The organism is Alicyclobacillus sp. SO9 (assembly GCF_016406125.1).
Taxonomy (GTDB): domain Bacteria; phylum Bacillota; class Bacilli; order Alicyclobacillales; family Alicyclobacillaceae; genus SO9.
In genome coordinates, this window is the sequence record NZ_CP066339.1 from 2,809,701 (window position 1) to 2,828,063 (window position 18,363).

Sequence of the window (18,363 nt, forward strand, 5' to 3'; positions counted from 1 at the left end):
TGAAAATTTTGAAGAGTTTACTGTTTCACGGTCGGACTTGCCTTGTACGTTTTCGTTTGCCCCTTCGCCTTGTATTTGGACGGGCATTTTATCAATAATTTAGAGGCCTCAAATTGACCGTTCTTGCCCATGGTCCCCGACACGATAACCGGCCAATTATTAGAAAAGTCATCGGGTTTAGCACCGTGAAACGTTACGGGAATCGTATTATTGCTGGATTTATCCTTCATCGTGAAGGTCAATAGGCTTTTTGCGGGAAGCCAGTGAACCGACGAGCCCACAATTTCTCCGCTCACCGTAGTTTTCTGGCCAATTGCCTGCCTGCCTTCTGTCGTCAACTGGTGAACTGTCACGTAGTAGCTGGACGCATGTGTCACAGCCGTACGGATGAGTACTCCAATCACTGCTACCACCAGAATGAGAGCAGTCGTCAACTTCCAACGCGTCGCCATTGTTATTCCCTCCACCAAGCGTTATTCACGGGCTTACAGCCAACCGCCAAAATTAACCTTTCAAGACAGCATCTATATTAAATGATGACCTATGAACGATAACCTATGAACTATAGATAGTCTCGCAGAGTTTTCTCTATGGTTGCGTCCAAATGTGTAGACTTGTGATGATTTACGGTTCCAGTACTCGGAAGACTCTTCTTGTCCGAATTCCCTGCTGTGACGGAAACCGCCATCGTATCGGCGCCCACAGTTGGCCTTGCATTTCGTAAAAAATAGATAGCGAGACCAGTCAGACCGAGAATCAAAGCAGCTATAGGTATTGTCCAGACTAAACCGCCAAATCCTCGTCCAGACGGTGCAGCCAGAACCTGATTTCCGTACTCATGTACCATTTCAGATAAGATTTGTTGACGATGTTGCCCCTTGAGCAAATCTGCTTGAATCTCATACCGCATGTGCTGAGCTACAGTCTCCGGAGAAGTAGCTACCGTCATAGTGTCCTGCTCGCTCGGTACCCGCAGTTGTGCAGCAATGGCTAAGACCTCTTGCTGCAAGTTCTTTTGCGTTGAGTGTCGATGGACACTGTACCACACGGCACCAGTGGTTGTGACCAAAGTGACTAACACAATACCAGCAATCCACAGACGCATCTTTCCGCGTTTTTGGGCCACATGCATTCCCCCTACACACCGACTACCACACCGACTACCACACCGACAAAACGGATTTCCGTTTCAACTTCGGATTCAGTATACTACAGGAGCAAACAGCTCTCTATTCTGATTTCGTAGGGTTTGTGACTTTGTCTTGACAATACAGAATTGATTGCATTCGAGGTGTACCTGTTATGAGTTCATCCCCATCTTCTCCGTCTGCCAAACTGCTTCAAATTTACAATTTGATGTATGAGCATTTTGGCGACCGAAAATGGTGGCCGGCAGAGTCAACCGAAGAAATCGTAATTGGAGCGATTCTTGTCCAAAACGTTTCGTGGAAAAACGTTGAAAATGCAATCAATCTTCTAAAGTCTCGAGGACTATGTAGTTTTAATCGAATGTTGCATGCACCAACAACGGAAGTGGAACAGTGCATCCGGTCAACACGCTTTTACAGGACAAAGTCTAAGAAGCTTTACGCCTTTGCCGAGCATTTGCAGACGCAATATCAAGGTTCATTGCAACAGATGTTCCACCAAGAAGCGCCCAAGTTACGTACCGAGTTGTTGAATATCTACGGGATTGGTCCCGAAACAGCCGATGACATTGTTCTATACGCGGCAGAACTTCCGACATTCGTCGTGGATGCCTACACCAAAAGAATCTTTTCCCGACTGTCTATCTTGACCGAAGGTCAGGACTATGAGGAGATTCGAAGTTGGTTTCTCGAGTACCTTCCGACTGACGTTGCCCTCTTCAACCAGTACCATGCACTGCTCGATGCAGTAGGTCATCACTACTGCCTGCCCAAGCATCCACATTGTTCGCAGTGTCCTCTGCAAGAGACATGCGCTCATGCACAAGGAAGTACATTGCGAGAAACGTTGTAGTTGTGATTCAATACCTGTGAGACATATTCTTTGCACCTTGTACAATTTAGCGTACTGGAGGCGTAACCATGGATCCGTCAACCCTTGATTTACGAACAAACACGTTGGCTGCTGCACTGAACATGGAATACGTAAAGTTGGACAAGGATGAAGTCATCATTTCCATGCCCGTCAATGAAACCACCCATCAGCCGGCCGGATTGCTCCACGGTGGAGCTTCAATGGCGCTGGCCGAAACCGCAGCCAGCATCGGCGGGTATTTAAATGTAGATATTGCAAGGCAAAGCGTAGTGGGTGTTGAAATTAACGGAAACCACTTGAGAGGGAAGCGAGACGGAACCGTGACAGCCACAGCTCTTCCGCTCCATTTGGGCAGACGAACAATGGTGTGGGAGGTAAAAATAAGGGACGAGCAGAATCGCCTCGTCAATGCATCGCGCTGTACCTTAGCCGTAATTAACCACGAGGATGTCTAACTTGATTCACGTTTACACAGATTAGCGGTTGGTTTACTGTACTCTCATAGTGATGAAGTTCAACAATTGAAGGAGGTACATAATCTAATGAAAGAATTTCACCTGCCTCAGCTCGGCGACAGTGTGCAAGAAGGACTTGTCACAAAGTGGTTGAAACAGCCAGGAGACAAAATTGAAAAAAACGAACCTCTTCTTGAAATCACTACCGACAAGGTCAGCATCGAGGTCCCCTCCGATTACTCCGGTACGGTGGCGACCCTTGTTGTGCAGGAGGGAGAAACTGTAGCCCCCGATGCTGTGCTTTGCCACATAGACGAATCATAAAGGCGTCTGCAGCATCGCTGATGCGAGCAATTTGGGTGCATGCAGCACTGCCTATAAACGTAACTACAGTCCATTTAAGTGCGTCAGTGAATCGGTTATCAGCATGATGGACAGCAGTGAAGAGAGAAAATAGACCCACGAAATCGTGGCATTTTTCCTCTGGCACTTCCAGGCTCGCGCCAACATCCATAGCGTCGCGGCAGCGGCCGTTACAGACACGAGAACGTACAGTGCAGCCCAAACTGTTGGGATTAATGCCGCTGCCATGCTGCATCCTAATGCAACCACAACCGTATAATTCCAGCAGGAATTCTTGTTCCACATGAGGGTCCCGCCTTTCTCGTTCAATGACATGCATCCGCCTCGACAATTTCTTGCTGATATCGTAACTTTCCCGCTGACTCTGCAGTAGGCATGTAAAGACTATTTTTCCGTAGAGGAATCATGACTCAAACTGACCGTGGGGCATATAGTTGAAAAGGAATGCTGTGACATAGCACTGGTCGCAAGAATCCGGGTCCCGACAGGAGTCAAAAAATACGTGCCGCCCCTTGGATAGGCTAGTCTATCCAAGGGGCGGCAGAGTATAAGGTGAAGATATCGTTTCTTCAATTACAGACAGGTGAGACAGGTGACCAGACAAACACTAAAATGCTCTTCCATACTGCCGTGGAACAGGCAGTTCATCTCCCAGCGCTTGTGCAGCGTGAATAGGCCAGTACGGGTCTTGCAGCAAGCCGCGAGCGAGTGCGATGAGATCGGCGTCCTCATTTCCGAGCACCGATTCTGCCAGTTGATAATTCTCAAGCATTCCCACTGCAATCACAGGGATGTTGACTGCGTCTTTAACGGCCCTTGCAAAGGGGACCTGGTAACCCGGATAATTCCCTGGTTGTCGTTTCCCTGGTTTCCCTTCCCCGCCTGAACTCACGTGAATGACGTCCGCACCAGCACTCTGGTATCTTTTAGAGAGTTCAATGGCGTGGGATATGTCATAACCCCCGTCAGCATACTCAACGGCCGAAATTCTTATGAGGAGCGGCATGTCCTTTGGCATTTCGGCTTTAACCGCTTGAATGACTTCAACTCCGAAACGAGCTAAATCTTCGCCATACACATCCGTCCGCTGATTCGTAAGCGGAGATTGAAATTGATGAATTAAGTAGCCATGAGCCCCGTGCAGTTCAATTGTATCCACACCAGCCTGTACTGCTCGTCGCGCAGCAGCGGAAAATTTGCCCACTATCTCCTTGACTTCATCAGTCGACAGTTCTCGGGGCGTTTTGTAACGCGATGCTGGGAATTTGATTGGCGAAGGTGCTACCGGCACTGCTGCGTCCTCAGCTTTTCGCCCAGCATGCGCAATTTGGATACCCACTTTCGCACCGTAGCCATGACAAGCGTCAATAATACGTTGAAAAGCTGGAATATGTTCATCCGACCAGAGACCGAGATCGAAGTCGGAAATCCGTCCATCAGGTTCAACATCCGTCATTTCAATCAAAATTAAGCCGGCTCCACCGACAGCCCGGCTCGTATAGTGTGTATAGTGCCAGTCATTTGGCTTTCCGTCTCTGGCAGTGACTGAATACTGACACATCGGTGCCATCACAACTCGATTTCTCAGGTCCAACCCTTTTATCTGATAGGGGGTAAACAATTGGGCCATACTTCCACTCCTCTATTCCAGAGATAAATACTTGTTCATCCGGTTTCGAGTATGATGATTGTTAGTTTGAGAGTCAAATTTCCCGACAAGGGCAGCGTTCACCGTTCTTTCAGTGCCCTCCCAGATATAATCGGAGCAATAAAATTCGGCTTCTTCACAGAATACTCCTTAATTCGCAGGGACGACGTCTGAAGGGCGCTGTACACATCTCGATTTAAGTTACAACCGCCTCCAGCACGCTTCCACAGCGGATTTACAAAATTCTGCAGCAGACGGTTGATTGGCGTATGGTGAAGAACATGCTCCATGAACAGGTACTGACCACCAGGGCGCAGTACTCGTGAAATCTCTGAGAGGGTTTTCTCAATGCTTTGAACGCTGCACAATACGAGACTTGACACCACCGTGTCAAATACTCCGCTCTCTGCTGCCATATGCTCGGCGGGACTGGAGAGGACAGGAAGTTCAGGATACGTCCTGGACAGGTAATCGCGCATGGTTGCATCAGGTTCAAGCAGCAGGACTTCTGACACATTGTGCCCCAACTGTGGCACATCGAGCCCTGTTCCCGCTCCAACAATTAAGGTTTTGCCGTTTGCCCGGTGGTTCTGAACTGAGCGAATCCCGCCCACGAATCGTTCAAGGGAGTGCTGTCCCATAATGTATGCGCGTGAAAAATGCGGATGTTCTACCACGGTTCGCCGACCTCCTGAAGGCACTTCACTTACCGCACGGTTCTCATTTCGTTCCCACCTGAAGTGATGCGGTCGTGCTGACACTCCCGCTGTTTCACCGTATCATAGTTTGAAAGCAAGTTCCGTTGACGCTAAAGTCCATTACATACTGAAAGCCAAACTTTTCATACAGTCGAATTGCGCGCCTGTTAAAGGTGGCCACCGTAAGCCGCAGCCTTAGTGAATTTTCCTCTGCAGTGAGGTCTTTGAGTACATGTCCCAAAAAGAAGGTACCAAGTCCCTGTCCGGTCAAGCCAGGCCGCATGCCAATGCCAAAATCAAGAAACGGACGACCGTCGTCGCTCCCTCCATAGGCACCCTCGTCCCAGCCGGCCGGGACCTGCGCAGCTGGTCCAGTACAATAAAATCCGACAAGGCCCTCATCAGTTGCATAAACCGTCGAGTAGTCTTGATTCAGCAGTTCCTCTAAAGCTTCTGATGAGCCGTTGAGGTCGTACAAACTGTATGGCTCGTCATAGGCCCAATTTACTATGCTTTCCGCTTCAGTACGCGTCATTTTTCTCGTTTCCAGGCCCTGCATATGTCCACTCCTTCTCCCTCTAACAGACTGGATTTGGTCCAAACCCACACTATGCGCTATGAAAGTGTCTCTCAGTTAAACAAAAACTGAACTCTTCCTACTGCTTCGATGACGCGCACGCAGGACATATGCCTCCCCAAGCAAGGTTCACCCTAATTGGTCTGCAGACTCTTTAGGAATTCATCAACCTTTGTGTAAATTGCATCACGCACTTCTCGGAACTTCTCTTGGATTTCTTCTTCAGTACCTGTTGCCCGGGCAGGGTCTTCGAAGCCCCAGTGCATCCGATTGACATGAGCCGGCGTCGTCGGGCACCTGTCATTGGCATCTCCACAAAGCGTGATGGCATAATCCACCCGGTTGAGCAACTCTCTGTCAATTTCCTTGGATGTATGCTGTGAAATATCCACATTGCGTTCTCTCATGGCACGCACGGCTCGAGGGTTTAAGCCATGTGCCTCGATTCCGGCACTGTACACTTCCACCTTGTCTTGTCCCAATGTCCTCGCCCAGCCCTCTGCCATTTGGCTTCGGCAAGAATTCCCTGTACAGAGAAAATACACAAGCGGCTTTTGTCCATGTTCATTCGTCATAAATGATATCCATCCCTTCTAAGTTCATCTAAGTCAAGTCTCATTGATGCTAGCCCACAACAACCAACCACAGGTACAGACCGCACAGGGTCACAAACAAGGTTGGCACTGTCAGTACAATACCAGTTCTCAGGTACCGCCCCCACGTAATGGTGACACCCCGTTTGCGAAGAACGTGCAACCATAGAAGGGTTGCCAAGGAACCAATAGGCGTAATTTTCGGGCCTAAATCGCAGCCAATGACATTGGCGTAGACTAACGCTTCATGAATCAGGCCCGTGGTGTGTGTGGAATGAATAGCCAGTGCATTGATCATCACAGTCGGCATGTTGTTCATCACGCTCGACAGAATAGCTGCAAGGAACCCGGTAGTAAGCGTGCCTGCAAACATCCCGTAGTGCGTGGAACCAGCGATAAAATGGCCCAATACGCCGGTTAATCCAACATTGCGCAACCCGTATACAACCACATACATACCAATAGAAAACACCACAATAGCCCACGGTGCTTCGCGAATTACGGTCCAGGGTTGAATGGACTTCGACCTTGTGCCTGCAATCAGGAAAGTGATGGCTGCCAGCCCTGCAACCACAGACACTGGGATGTGGAGAACTTCTGTCAGAATATAACCCAGCACAAGCACAGAGAGAATGTACCAGGACAGTTTAAACATGCCTTGGTGACGTATGGCCTTGGTTGGCGGCAGCAGCACTTGCGGGTCATATTTTCTGGGAATATCCTTTCGGAAGAAAGCGTACAGAACCAGAATACTGACGCCCAGCGAGAATAAATCCGGAACAACCATATGCCAAGCATAGCTCACGAATCCGATGTGAAAATAGTCGGCAGAAACGATGTTGACGAGATTGCTGACCACGAGAGGTAAAGAAGTCGTGTCGGCGATAAACCCGCTCGCCATGATAAACGGGATCATCCGCCGAGAATCGAACTTAAGTAGTTGAATTTTTTCCATGACAATTGGCGTCAAAATCAACGCTGCGCCGTCGTTTGCAAAAAAGGCCGACACCATTGCGCCGAGGACCGTCACATACAGAAAGACCTTCCGTCCATCACCCTTTGCTGCATGCGCCATCCGTAATGCTGCCCATTCGAAAAATCCAATTTTATCAAGAATCGTAGATATAATAATAATTGCTACAAAGGCAAGGGTGGCATCCCAAACAATTTTTGTCACCGACCATACATTCGCAAAGGTTACAACTCGAAAAGCAAGTGCAAGCACAGCGCCCCCCAACGCTGTCCAACCAATGCTGAGCCCCTTAGGCTGCCAGATGACGAATGCCAGCGTTAACCCAAAAATCAGTAAAGCAGTCCAAGTCAAAAACATACGTTCCTCCAGTCTATCCCGTCATGCTGCCTCAGCGCATACCGACTGAGTGTCATGAACATGTAGTTATTCTTTTCCCCACAGACACGGCGTCTCAGCTTGTGTGCTGCTCATTCACACACAAGCTTTCCTTCCGACCCAAGGCGAGTTAACTCCGCGGACATGTCCGGCAACTCATCCAAGTCTACGCAAAGCTGCTTTAAAACCGAATTGTTTAATGAATAGAAGACCCACTGCCCTTTTCTTTGTTCTGAAACGATTCCGACTGTTTTCAGTCTACTCAAGTGCTTTGAGATTGCTGGTTGTGATATGTCGAACAGCGGTACTAATTCACAAACACAGAAGTCCCGTACTCGAAGCAAAGAAATGATCTTTAAGCGAGTTGCATCTCCCAGTGCTTTAAGCACCTGTGCCAACTCAGTCAGTTCCATAACTCACCTCACCTCCGTCAACATCCATAACCATATTACTATTTTGTTATTTAGTCAAAATAATATGGGATAGTGAGAAGCTGTCACTTGGACAGCCAAGCCTGTTGCAGTCATTATGTATGTCTTTTTCAAGAGTTCATCGCTGCGATGATTCGGGTTAGCCTATCGTAGTTTACCCAATAAGTTTGCCGAAGGGAACTTTACACCGCTTGCTTGATCTACCATCGGTCGGCAGGCCCCCCCAAAGTTCGTAAATGCCCTCGTTTTACCGTCTTTGTACGTAAACGTAATCCGATATTTGTCACTGGTCATGGCGTTACAATGAATTGTGGTTTTCTTCCCTTCCGCGGCCTGGTTGAAGGCTTTTGTCAGCTGTCTGATGGTTGTAGCGCTCGTAATAACCGATTTAGCAGTATTCTTCATCACAACAATCTTTTGCGCATTGGCCGGCAGAGGACGAAAACGAGTTGAAGGCGAAGTCTGGTTCGCCGTTCCGACAACTTTGTTTTGCACAGAGGTGTTCCCTGAAGCAGTAGTCTGGCTTATATCCACCCCGCACCCAGTGACGGCTGTTAAGACCAACATTCCGGATAGCCACTTCAGAATTTTGCCCATGAAGATCCCCCCTAAATCGTAGTTATCGTTATAGACGTTGTGGTCCAAAAGTACGTTAACACCTTTCTTTCAAAGAAAAGTCTTACGTCTAAATTCGTAAACACTCGCGACAAGTAAGAGAACGACGACGATTCCTGTGACAACGACACTCCAGACAATTTGAAAATTGCTTTGTAAAGCGTTCGTACTGCCCTTGTCCCAAATCGACAAAATAGCGGAAGCGTGACTCGGCAGTGCACCCGGACTCCATTTCCATTTCAATACGGCCGCAACGACAGACAGAACGGCAGCCGAAGAGAGTGTTACAAACGCATTGGCGACGGTTGATGTCATAAGGACACTAAAAAAAGTCGTCAGAGTTACAATGAGTATCAACCAAAAGGCGTAAAGCAGCAATGACAGCATCGCGTACGGGATTGACAGCGGGCCAATCAGCTGCACCGTATAATACCAAGCGGCAATGTCTCCAAGGGTTAATGCTGTGATTGTCAAAACGACTGCAGAGAACCATTTTGCCAGAATATAGGCGGTGTGTGACACAGGTTTAACCAGAACCAGGTCGAGCACGCCCTCCCGTCGCTCATTAGAAATACTACCCATAAAGGCCAAGACGAGCACAAGCAGACCAAGACTGTTGTACTGCGACTGCGCCTTTGCAAAAACACCGCCGGCTGAAGGAGTGGGAATGTGAATTACAGTACCCGCTGGCAGACCTCCTGACATTTTCAAGATTTGCGGCATAAAGTACGTTGATATTGGCTGCATCGCACCAAGCAACACAAATACGAGCGGAAGCCAAATCCACTTTCTGTTTTTCCACGACTCAACCACTTCCTTGCTCCACACAATACGAAACTGCATCACTGAACCGCCTCCATGAACAAGTCCTCCAGGGTACTGTAACCAAACTCCAACCGTTCCAGAGGAACATTCTCGTCAACAAAAAATTGCAAAAGAGTGGTACGAATTTGGCTCACGTCACTGACTACGAGAGACATGCTTCCACCTCGGCCCCGGATGTCTTCAACACCTGGAAGCCTCGAGAGTGCCCTGTAATACGGTTCAAGCGAAACATAAGCAGTGATATCCACCTGCGGCTGTGTGTGACTCCTGCGCACTTCTTCTAGGTCCCCTGACAACACGACGCTGCCATTGACAAGGAGGATAATGTCGTTGCTAATCTCCTGTGCATCATGCAGAACATGCGTAGAATACAAAACGGTGGTCTCTCCGCTGAGGTTAGAGAGAAGGGTGAGGATGTCGCGCCTTCCAACGGGATCGAGAGCCGAAACCGGTTCATCCAAAATCAGTATACGCGGCCGATGAATCAATGCTTGGCAAATGCCAAGCCGTTGTTTCATACCTCCGGAATACCCCCTTATGGGTCTCTCTGCTGCTGACTGTAGTCCCAATTGCTCCAGAACATCGTCACTCTTGGCTTTCGCGCGGGCTTTGCTGAATCCGGCCAGACGTGCCACATAGATAAGAAATTCCTTTCCAGTCATCCAGCCGTGAAATCCAGGATTCTGCGGCAAATACCCGATATTTGGACGTATATCATGAACAGGACTCCCTTCCAACCGAATCATTCCCGCAGTTGGAACAAGCAGCCCTGCCAACATCTTGAGCGTGGTTGTTTTACCCGCACCATTCGGTCCCAGCAGCGCGACACAGCGGCCTGCTTCAATGCTAAAGCTAATACCCCGAACAGCTTCGACACTCCCGAAAACCTTCTTTAGACCTTCAACCTCCAGCAGCTTCATCAGCGGTTCTTCCTCCCGAAGACAAAATATAGAACCGGACCGAGAATTTCAACGAAGATGATGACGATTACCCACAGCCACTTTGGACCATTGGTAGACTCAGCGCGAATGCAATCAATCAGTGCAATCACGAGCAAAATGAGTTCGATGAAGACGATTGGAAGTAAGGCACTGATAGGAATACTCATGGATACAACGCCTCCTATGCGATGTGAAAATCATGTGCGAAAAGGGAGTTTCCACTTTCTCCAGACTTTTCGCACAACCAAAAGGTAAACAACGACAGGCAAGGGAGCTTGTATGAGACCCCACAATCCCCAAATCCACGGCCATTTGCCGTGTCTGCGGGCATTCAGAAACAGCCATGTGCCTTGAATTAACAGAATTGCCGCAATCACAACGGCACCCGCCCAGCCTATATTGCCATGCATTTTCATCCTGATTTCTCCCAGAACCGTCGGTTAGCCACAGCTACAACGGGTATCGCTGCGAGTGAACAGACAGACATGACAACTACGGCCGCAAGAAACAAGTACGGCCGAACAACTAAGCTAACCACCCAGCCCGAAATAATGAGAAGTGCGATGGTTAGAAAGAGTACTAAGTCGCGAACCAGTCTCCGTCTCTCTTCTTTTTTAACTCCCTGAACGAGACCTTGAAATTGTGACAACGCCGGAGCGACCCTCGGTGATGCATTTTCCACAAGCTTCAGTGCCTCCAGTAAGTCCTCTAGAAATGCCTCGTCCGAGCCATCCGTTGCCTGGCTTGCGTCACTCATCTGGCTTGTGTCACCTTTACTTGAGTCAGTCTTCTGACTGAGCTTTCGGTTCATTGGCCAGCCACTCCTTTCTCAGGGCGATTAAACCGTTATGAACACGAGACTTCACGGTCCCTGTCGGAACCTTACACATTTTGGAAATCTCCTTATAGTTATAGCCATAGAAATGTTTCAATACCACCGCTGTTCGAGTATCGAGACTCAATCCAGACAAGACATCGACCAATGCTGGCCATTCATCAGGTGAAGTCTCTATTTGCCAGCGGAGGCTGCGGCTTAGCTCGTCGGCTGCTATGAATTCCTTCTCTCGTCTTCTTCGCCGTCGTTCATCAAAAAACAGCCGAGTAGCGATTGTCATAAGCCAAGATGAAAACTTACTTTTGGACGGATCATAGAGGTGAATCTTTTCAATGGCTCGTACCATGGTTTCTTGTGTAAGCTCCTCTGCCCTCGAGCGTTCTAATGTCACCTTCAACAGATATTTGAACACGAACAAATAGTTGCGCTGTAACAACAGCGCCAATGCTTCCTCGTCTCCTTGTTGTGCTGCTGCAGCCTGTAGTAGTTCGTCCATCAAATGGGCAGCCACCTATCCCGTCATTCATTCGGCACCTGAAGTAAACGTCAAGTGCAAGCGGCCTGGTTCGTGCCTCTGCCACACACCCCCCCGGCCATTTCCGACATGCCAGAAGCAAGCGGACACAACTCGTGCTGATGAATCTGTAGACATAGATAGTACGATTCAGGATGGTCAATGGTTCACATTACTCTTTAAGTTTTTTGCAAAAACCTTTAAAACTTGCGTTTTACCATGATGGACCACAAGGACAACCAAAAACGACATCACAATAAAACCAGCGCTTACAGAAGCGCTGGTTGCATATTTGATGACCTTCAGATACGCCATCTTTCAGTCCCACAGCGTTCATGCTGCGTCCAAAACCTTCTACTCTTTACACTCATAGTGAGTTCCCGGCTTCTGTTTGGCTTTGTACAAAGCCTCATCAGCCAACCGAAGCACTTCCTGAAAGGTTGCAGCGTGCATGGGAAACAATGCCATGCCCATACTTGCCGACATTTCCATAGTCACGTTATTGTGTACCCACGGTGCCGACAGTGCAACTCGAAGTCGTTCTGCCAGAAGTATGCTGTCCGATCTTGTTTGAATATGTACAGCGAGTATGAACTCGTCCCCGCCAATGCGTGCTACAATATCCTCTTTTCGTATGACCCCCTGAATGCGCCGAGCAGCTTCTTGCAGGACAGCATCTCCAACCAAGTGTCCCCATGTGTCATTCATTGTCTTTAGACTGTCCACATCAATGACCATTACTGCTACGAGACTGCCGGTTTTTTCTGCTTCAGCAAGGCTCGTGTGCAACCGTTCTTCTAGTCCGTGGCGATTCATAAGTCCCGTCAGGGCATCAAAATGTGCTTCTCTGCGAAGGCGTTGTTCAGTACTCACTCGTTCTGTTATGTCACGCACTGTACCAATTACATGAGGGTTTCCGCCCGCTCTTACAATATCCAATTTTGTCTCACCAATTTGACCTCCGTGGCTGAAAAGGAATGAGATTGGTTTGACGGTTGTCAGAGCATGGTGATACTGCTTGTCCAGAAACTCTGCTTCGTATGGGTCGAGGACATCGTAGAAAGTTGCGCCGTAAGCCATTGAAGTAAGTCCAGCAGCTCTCATAGCAGAGGAATTCATCTTTACGTATCGAAAATCATTGGAGTCATCCAGACGCATCACGAAAACTAAATCCGACATGTTGTCTAATATGAGTTCAACAGGTAAGTCAGACACCCTATTCCCCAACCTTCCAGAATCCTGTCTCTATATTACTTGGCGGTTGTCGTGAGCTTATTGCCGTCCGTTCAACTGCTGTCCATGACCGCATCCCTCCCAAAAAAAAACAACTCAGCCCGCAATCAGACTGAGTCCTAGCCATACGAGCAGCTGGCTGACTTGTCAGGCTCATCCTGATGTAGTCCCTTTAGCTTTGCGTCAGTGCCTTTCAGCACATTTGCCTTTATCGTAAATTCAATTGAGAAATCTGTGGTACGTTGTTCGCCATACCATTCTATGAATATTAGTTCAGTATATGCTGCTTCCACACACTGGTATTTCAACACCTTGCGTAAAAATCCTCCAATACATACTATAATTTGTAACCCATAATCATTATCGGTGCGCCAAAGGACTCCGTATTTACACGCAATAGTTGAATACGCACAATAGTTGTGATGCACCTTTACCGGTTAAAGTACGAACAAACAAAGGGAACGCCCTCCATTCCAATTTACACAAGTGGGAATTGTGTCATTTTAACGAATTGAACCGGCATTTCAACTGAATGCTATGACAGCCAAGCCACCGCGGTTGTGTTTGTCTTATCCATTTCCAATTCATTTAGCAGGGAGGCATCGCAGTTTGTCTGAGAGCAGTGTCATGCCAATCTAAAAAATCTGTAAGCGAGCCCAAACCATGAATTTCTGTGTTTGTATCGTACCGATATAATGTGGTTTCATAACTTGAATCTTTCAAGAGTTGTTGAACTTTCACAATATAGTCGTCCAACTGTTCACTGACAGCAATCACTTCTGGATGTGTCAAACTGCCCCGTTCATGTGCTAGGTCAATCATTTTGCACCGAAGGTGTTCTATTAGTTGATTCATTGCAACGTCCGCCCTCCCCTCTTCCACTAAGAAGCAACAACGCTCCCAAGCGTAACACATTGTCTAAACCAAATTTGTCACAACGTGTCGAAGGGGAAATAAAACATTAAAAATTCGTTAATTCTCTGCTCGAGTCGCGATGTTCTGCCATAAATAAATGTCGATGCAACAGCTTGGACAACACAGTCTCACCATATTTGCTTGAAATGTCCAATCACGTTCTGTGTTGCAATCACGCTGATAAAAGCTTTGGAATCGTTCTCGAGCACAATGGTTCGCAGTTGAGTGAGTTGTACGTTGGTAGTAACGCAGAGCAGTACATTTTTAGGGTGATTTGAGTACGTTCCGACTGCATTCCAACTGGTAACGCCGCGAATCATATTCGCTGTAATAGCTCTTGAAACTCTCTCTCCGTGTTCTGTGATGATAATCACAGAGACGCGGCCAACATGATTTAGCAGTACTGCGTAAGCCTTGGAACTCGCGAAAATTGATATTAATGTATACATGGCCACTTGTATGTTGAAGAGAAATACCGATAATACAATAATTACAGCATTAAAAATCAGATTTAAATTGGCGACCGTTACATTCCTATGGCGCGCAATGACCCTCGTGACTATATCCAGGCCGCCTTGAGAACCGCCGAGGCGTAAAACAATGGCACACCCGCCTCCGGACAGCACACCGCCGAACACACTGTCCAAAAGGATATTATGGGTCGGAATATGGTGGACGTGTATGGTTGTCAGAAAAACAAAAAGCAAAATGGCAGAGTACACAGTATAGACCGTAAATTTCCTGCCAATTTGAAATGCGCTCAGTACTAGAAGCGGTAAATTCAGGATTAGATACATAACTGCCAGAGAAACCGGGACAAAATGTTGAATCAGTATAGCGACACCTGTGACTCCGCTTGTCAGAAGGCGACCAGGTACAATCAATGCGTTGATACCGAGGGCTGTGATGAATGTGCCAAAAGCAATACCGATAACTTCGTAGATGATGGTCTTTGTCATGTCATCCTCCACCTAGTCAAGAGTACTCGGTTTCTCATTGTAACAACATGACACCAGGTTCGTACACCGGTTTCTAATAATATTTTAAAGGTTTAGCCAATTCAATTTCGTCATGTATTTCGATTCCATAATTGCCTATGCGGGGAATGGTTTCTTTTTGCAGTCGTGCGTTGTCTATGGCTCCAACGTAGATTTGGGTCATGCGATAGCCGCGCCTTTGATAGAATTTCATCGCGTCGAGATTATCATTACTGGTGATGATCCACACCTTGCTGCTCCCAGGCAGACGCGCCGCATTTTCTACCCCTCGAAGCAACTGCGTCCCTACACCTAGACCAGCTCTAATTGCATTGATGCTGACCAACTCACATGAATCCGCATCCACATGATATGTAGCGGCACCCATAACTTCAGTCTGCTCCACCGCAACGAGGCAACTGAGTTCTGCTAACCGGTATGTTTTGCCTCTAGAAATCATAGTGGCTCCACCCCACTCGGACTCCCATAGTTTCCTCACCCAGTCTTTCTCCGCTGAACTAACCGGGGCCCGAATCACCATTTCGTTCTGGTTCACTCTATACCTCTCCACTCTATTTTAAACTTGCCGCGCATACAGGCCCACCGACGAAAGCGTGTCTCACCCTGACAACTACTGCCTGTCAGCTACTGCCTGTCAGCGATTGTTATGCGTCAAATTGCCAACTACAACCATTAGAATGATGTCTTAAAAATCTTACGAGGTCAAATATGGTCCGAGGGATTGTACTGAAAACCTGAGAAGAGATACACTTACATTAAGATACACGCGTAAGGAATGGTGCTATATTATTCTCTGCAAAGTAAAGATTCAGCTCGAACCAGACAGACAGTGGGAATCCGAACGTGTCGCAGATTTACTGTTTACTTTCCTGCAGCGGTACGATGGCTTTTTAGATTTTAAATTTGCTCAAAGTGTTGACATAGGAGAATACATGGTCCTGTCGTATTGGCAAACCAAAGAACAAGTTCTAAATGCTCATCACAAATTTCTCCCGTATGCAATGGAAATTCTGGGCCATCAATGCAAGCCGATGTTGGAATTGTTCGATTTGTACCAGCCTAAGACACTGGACATCCCAGATAACGCTTTGAAAAGCTAAGATGTTAAGAGCAAAAACGGCATAAAAACACTCCGCATTCACTGGTTGCAGTAACCAATAACACGGAGTGCGTTGGCCTAAACTAATTACAAACAGGTAAAATTGTAATGTTATAGAAAGCATCATTCTGACAGAATCGTTAGCCCACTTTGTGCTCGATTCTTAATTTATCTGCAATCATGGCGATAAACTCAGAATTGGTGGGTTTGGTTTTGGAGGCACTGACCGTGTAGCCAAAGACGCTTCGGATGGCATCCATGTTACCTCTGCCCCAGGCGACCTCGATGGAATGGCGAATGGCTCGTTCAACTCTAGATGGAGTTGTTTTGTAGCGTTGAGCAATCCGGGGGTAAAGGACTTTTGTAATGGACCCAAGGATTTCGACATCGTTGTATACAATGCCAATGGCTTCCCTGAGATACTGATAACCCTTAATATGTGCCGGTACACCAATTTCATGGATGATCCGTGTAATGGCAGCATCAACGTCGTGTTTGGAATAGTCCGTAGCTGCCTGTTGTATTGCTTGAGCGGTTGTATTTATCAAAGTTGACCTAGTGGCTGCAACAGTTTGAGGCGCAGCGACCTGGCGGATACGTTCACCGAGGACGGACATATCAAACGGCTTTAAAATGAAATAAGAAACGCCAAGGGCCGCAGCACGTCGGGTGATACTTTCCTGACCAAAAGCAGTCAGCATAATGACTTTCGGGGACTTCACATTCAGTTCCTGCAGTTGCTCGAGAACTGCAATGCCGTCCATAATGGGCATGATAATGTCGAGTACCAGAACATCAGGCTGCGTTTCTTTGACAAGGGAAATGACTTCTTCTCCGTTATAAGCGACACCTACGACCTCCATGTCTTTCTGACCAGACACAAACTCACTGAGGAGTGAGGTAAATTCTTGGTTATCATCGGCAATAGCTACTTTAAATTGCTGCACTGGCATAACTCCTCCTCGAATTGATTTCTCTCTTCGTAATTTTCGACAATCCATAGGCGAGTCCTGCCAAATCTTATGAAATACTTTTCGAGTGAAATGACCTCCACGTGACATTTTTCGACACGAAGAAACGGCGACAAACCGTGAAATATTCACGGTTTGCGGCGTAACTGCGGTACTCAGGTTAATTGGCTTTGACTTCACTGGAGAGCGCCCCAGTACGATGATGAGCCTGTTCGAGCATCCATTTCGCATAAACCCCGTATCCTCGCGTTGGGTCAGAGACGAATACGTGGGTTACAGCACCAATCAGTCGACCGTCCTGTAAGATTGGACTGCCGCTCATCCCTTGAACAATGCCTCCCGTCTCCTTAAGCAGACGAGGGTCTGTCACATGAACAATCATACTTTTAGTGGTAGGTTTTGTCTGTCGAGTCTTGTTTTCAATCCGGACTGTAAACGGCTCAACCTGTTGCCCATGCACAACCGTAAGAATAGTCGCTTCACCGTTGTGAACCTGGTTGGGCCTTGCAACAGGGATTTTTCGTGCGCGATATAAGTGAGGAGGAACGTGTTTCATCGAGCCAAAAACACCAAATGCGGTATTGCTGTCAATCGATCCAAGGCGAATCTGGGGTGTTACGAAGCGTCCGCGCTTTTCTCCAGGCTTACCTGAACTGCCTCTTACAATTCCAAATATTTCGGAGTCATACACAGTACCCCACCCGTCAATCGCATGTCCGGTATCTGCGTCTGTGATGACATGTCCGAGAGCTCCATACCGATGAGAGGCTGCGTCGTAGAAGGTCAACGTACCGACACCGCGAGTGCTGTCCCTTACGAGCAGGCCCAACCGCTTATTCCCGCTTGAATCTACAGTGGGACGAACCTGAACATGCACTTTTGCTTCGCCGCGATGGACGACGAAGTCCAGTGTGTGCTCACTCGCTTTCATCACATGTTCCCGCAGTTCAGAAATTGAATGGATTCTCTGTCCATTTATCGTTTCAATGACGTCACCAACTTGGATATGACCCGCCTTTGCAGGAGAATCCGAATCCTCGACGTGTTCAAACCCTACGACTAGGACACCCTTGGAATTGAGCCGGATACCAATTGATTGACCGCCGACGTAGACGGCCTCTGCGCGACGAATACCGGCCCAAGCCACAGGTGGCTTATACGCAGATGTTGGATGCTGTACATTCTGCAGAGTTGGCGCAAATACGAAAGTGCCCATTGCAACTAAAACGAACACCCGAAGGCTTTTTGATCTGTGCCGACTTAACATGTCTAAATGCGCCCC

26 protein-coding genes and 1 riboswitch are annotated in these 18,363 nt (G+C 47.8%); of the genes, 3 read left to right on the top strand and 23 right to left on the bottom strand.

Translation table 11 applies throughout. The annotated features are described in order from the left end of the window. Window positions 1–17 precede the first annotated feature (17 nt). Entirely contained in the window at window positions 18–452 is a 435-nt protein-coding gene (locus GI364_RS13020) for a cytochrome c maturation protein CcmE (RefSeq protein WP_198849718.1), read from the bottom strand. A 110-nt stretch (window positions 453–562) separates the two neighbouring features. Continuing rightward, window positions 563–1,126, bottom strand: coding sequence for a cytochrome c-type biogenesis protein (locus tag GI364_RS13025; protein WP_198849719.1), 564 nt, complete (start codon window positions 1,124–1,126; stop codon window positions 563–565). Window positions 1,127–1,302: 176 nt separating this feature from the next. On the opposite strand from GI364_RS13025, the gene GI364_RS13030 reads away from it, so the two are divergent. From GI364_RS13030 to GI364_RS13040, 3 genes are all read left to right on the top strand, one after another. Continuing rightward, window positions 1,303–2,001: an endonuclease III domain-containing protein gene (locus tag GI364_RS13030; protein ID WP_198849720.1), complete on the top strand. Its 699-nt coding sequence runs from the start codon at window positions 1,303–1,305 to the stop codon at window positions 1,999–2,001. A 68-nt stretch (window positions 2,002–2,069) separates the two neighbouring features. Next, window positions 2,070–2,477 (top strand): hotdog fold thioesterase, encoded by a 408-nt coding sequence (locus GI364_RS13035; RefSeq protein WP_198849721.1) that lies wholly within the window; start codon window positions 2,070–2,072, stop codon window positions 2,475–2,477. 87 nt (window positions 2,478–2,564) lie between these two features. After that, window positions 2,565–2,801 (top strand): biotin/lipoyl-containing protein, encoded by a 237-nt coding sequence (locus tag GI364_RS13040; protein WP_198849722.1) that lies wholly within the window; start codon window positions 2,565–2,567, stop codon window positions 2,799–2,801. Window positions 2,802–2,864: 63 nt separating this feature from the next. On the opposite strand, the gene GI364_RS13045 is transcribed toward GI364_RS13040, so the two are convergent. From GI364_RS13045 to spoIVB, 21 genes are all read right to left on the bottom strand, one after another. Beyond that, on the bottom strand, window positions 2,865–3,125 hold the full coding sequence (locus GI364_RS13045) for a hypothetical protein (RefSeq protein ID WP_198849723.1): 261 nt from the start codon (window positions 3,123–3,125) through the stop codon (window positions 2,865–2,867). A gap of 322 nt (window positions 3,126–3,447) precedes the next feature. Continuing rightward, entirely contained in the window at window positions 3,448–4,470 is a 1,023-nt protein-coding gene (locus tag GI364_RS13050; RefSeq protein WP_198849724.1) for an NADH:flavin oxidoreductase/NADH oxidase, read from the bottom strand. A 98-nt stretch (window positions 4,471–4,568) separates the two neighbouring features. Beyond that, window positions 4,569–5,165 (bottom strand): class I SAM-dependent methyltransferase, encoded by a 597-nt coding sequence (locus GI364_RS13055; RefSeq protein WP_198849725.1) that lies wholly within the window; start codon window positions 5,163–5,165, stop codon window positions 4,569–4,571. Window positions 5,166–5,259: 94 nt separating this feature from the next. Beyond that, window positions 5,260–5,745 (bottom strand): GNAT family N-acetyltransferase, encoded by a 486-nt coding sequence (locus tag GI364_RS13060; protein ID WP_233095781.1) that lies wholly within the window; start codon window positions 5,743–5,745, stop codon window positions 5,260–5,262. Between the two features lie 152 nt (window positions 5,746–5,897). Further along, window positions 5,898–6,338 carry an arsenate reductase (thioredoxin) gene (gene arsC / locus GI364_RS13065; protein ID WP_198849726.1) on the bottom strand — a complete coding sequence of 147 codons (441 nt, stop codon included), beginning with the start codon at window positions 6,336–6,338 and terminating at the stop codon, window positions 5,898–5,900. A gap of 49 nt (window positions 6,339–6,387) precedes the next feature. After that, entirely contained in the window at window positions 6,388–7,686 is a 1,299-nt protein-coding gene (locus GI364_RS13070) for an arsenic transporter (RefSeq protein WP_198849727.1), read from the bottom strand. A 110-nt stretch (window positions 7,687–7,796) separates the two neighbouring features. Beyond that, complete coding sequence (locus GI364_RS13075) at window positions 7,797–8,117, bottom strand: ArsR/SmtB family transcription factor (RefSeq protein WP_198849728.1); 321 nt, start codon at window positions 8,115–8,117, stop codon at window positions 7,797–7,799. A 162-nt stretch (window positions 8,118–8,279) separates the two neighbouring features. Then, a complete protein-coding gene (locus tag GI364_RS13080) occupies window positions 8,280–8,732 on the bottom strand; it encodes a hypothetical protein (protein ID WP_198849729.1) in 453 nt (150 codons plus the stop codon). 69 nt (window positions 8,733–8,801) lie between these two features. Continuing rightward, window positions 8,802–9,596 (bottom strand): ABC transporter permease, encoded by a 795-nt coding sequence (locus GI364_RS13085; RefSeq protein ID WP_198849730.1) that lies wholly within the window; start codon window positions 9,594–9,596, stop codon window positions 8,802–8,804. Then, window positions 9,593–10,495 (bottom strand): ABC transporter ATP-binding protein, encoded by a 903-nt coding sequence (locus GI364_RS13090; RefSeq protein ID WP_198849731.1) that lies wholly within the window; start codon window positions 10,493–10,495, stop codon window positions 9,593–9,595. The genes GI364_RS13085 and GI364_RS13090 overlap by 4 nt, the downstream gene beginning before the upstream one ends. Next, the gene (locus GI364_RS13095; RefSeq protein WP_198849732.1) at window positions 10,495–10,683 is read right to left on the bottom strand and encodes a PLD nuclease N-terminal domain-containing protein; all 189 of its coding nucleotides are present in this window, start codon (window positions 10,681–10,683) and stop codon (window positions 10,495–10,497) included. The genes GI364_RS13090 and GI364_RS13095 overlap by 1 nt, the downstream gene beginning before the upstream one ends. 30 nt (window positions 10,684–10,713) lie before the next feature. After that, entirely contained in the window at window positions 10,714–10,932 is a 219-nt protein-coding gene (locus tag GI364_RS13100) for a sigmaY antisigma factor component (protein WP_233095782.1), read from the bottom strand. Beyond that, a complete protein-coding gene (locus tag GI364_RS13105; RefSeq protein ID WP_198849733.1) occupies window positions 10,929–11,327 on the bottom strand; it encodes a YxlC family protein in 399 nt (132 codons plus the stop codon). The genes GI364_RS13100 and GI364_RS13105 overlap by 4 nt, the downstream gene beginning before the upstream one ends. Next, window positions 11,299–11,847, bottom strand: coding sequence for an RNA polymerase sigma factor SigY (gene sigY / locus GI364_RS13110; protein ID WP_198854007.1), 549 nt, complete (start codon window positions 11,845–11,847; stop codon window positions 11,299–11,301). The genes GI364_RS13105 and sigY overlap by 29 nt, the downstream gene beginning before the upstream one ends. Before the next feature lie 177 nt (window positions 11,848–12,024). Beyond that, window positions 12,025–12,180 (bottom strand): hypothetical protein, encoded by a 156-nt coding sequence (locus tag GI364_RS13115; protein WP_198849734.1) that lies wholly within the window; start codon window positions 12,178–12,180, stop codon window positions 12,025–12,027. Window positions 12,181–12,219: 39 nt separating this feature from the next. Then, window positions 12,220–13,080: a sensor domain-containing diguanylate cyclase gene (locus tag GI364_RS13120; protein ID WP_198849735.1), complete on the bottom strand. Its 861-nt coding sequence runs from the start codon at window positions 13,078–13,080 to the stop codon at window positions 12,220–12,222. A 145-nt stretch (window positions 13,081–13,225) separates the two neighbouring features. After that, a riboswitch (cyclic di-GMP riboswitch) is annotated at window positions 13,226–13,315 on the bottom strand. Window positions 13,316–13,686: 371 nt separating this feature from the next. Continuing rightward, complete coding sequence (locus tag GI364_RS13125) at window positions 13,687–13,953, bottom strand: aspartyl-phosphate phosphatase Spo0E family protein (protein ID WP_198849736.1); 267 nt, start codon at window positions 13,951–13,953, stop codon at window positions 13,687–13,689. A gap of 188 nt (window positions 13,954–14,141) precedes the next feature. Beyond that, window positions 14,142–14,972 (bottom strand): YitT family protein, encoded by an 831-nt coding sequence (locus tag GI364_RS13130; RefSeq protein ID WP_198849737.1) that lies wholly within the window; start codon window positions 14,970–14,972, stop codon window positions 14,142–14,144. Between the two features lie 73 nt (window positions 14,973–15,045). Then, entirely contained in the window at window positions 15,046–15,546 is a 501-nt protein-coding gene (locus GI364_RS13135; protein WP_233095783.1) for a GNAT family N-acetyltransferase, read from the bottom strand. A 704-nt stretch (window positions 15,547–16,250) separates the two neighbouring features. Then, window positions 16,251–17,063 carry a sporulation transcription factor Spo0A gene (spo0A, locus tag GI364_RS13140; RefSeq protein WP_370541778.1) on the bottom strand — a complete coding sequence of 271 codons (813 nt, stop codon included), beginning with the start codon at window positions 17,061–17,063 and terminating at the stop codon, window positions 16,251–16,253. A 178-nt stretch (window positions 17,064–17,241) separates the two neighbouring features. Beyond that, window positions 17,242–18,348, bottom strand: a complete 1,107-nt coding sequence (spoIVB, locus tag GI364_RS13145) for a SpoIVB peptidase (RefSeq protein WP_198849739.1) — start codon at window positions 18,346–18,348, stop codon at window positions 17,242–17,244. Between the last annotated feature and the right edge of the window lie 15 nt (window positions 18,349–18,363).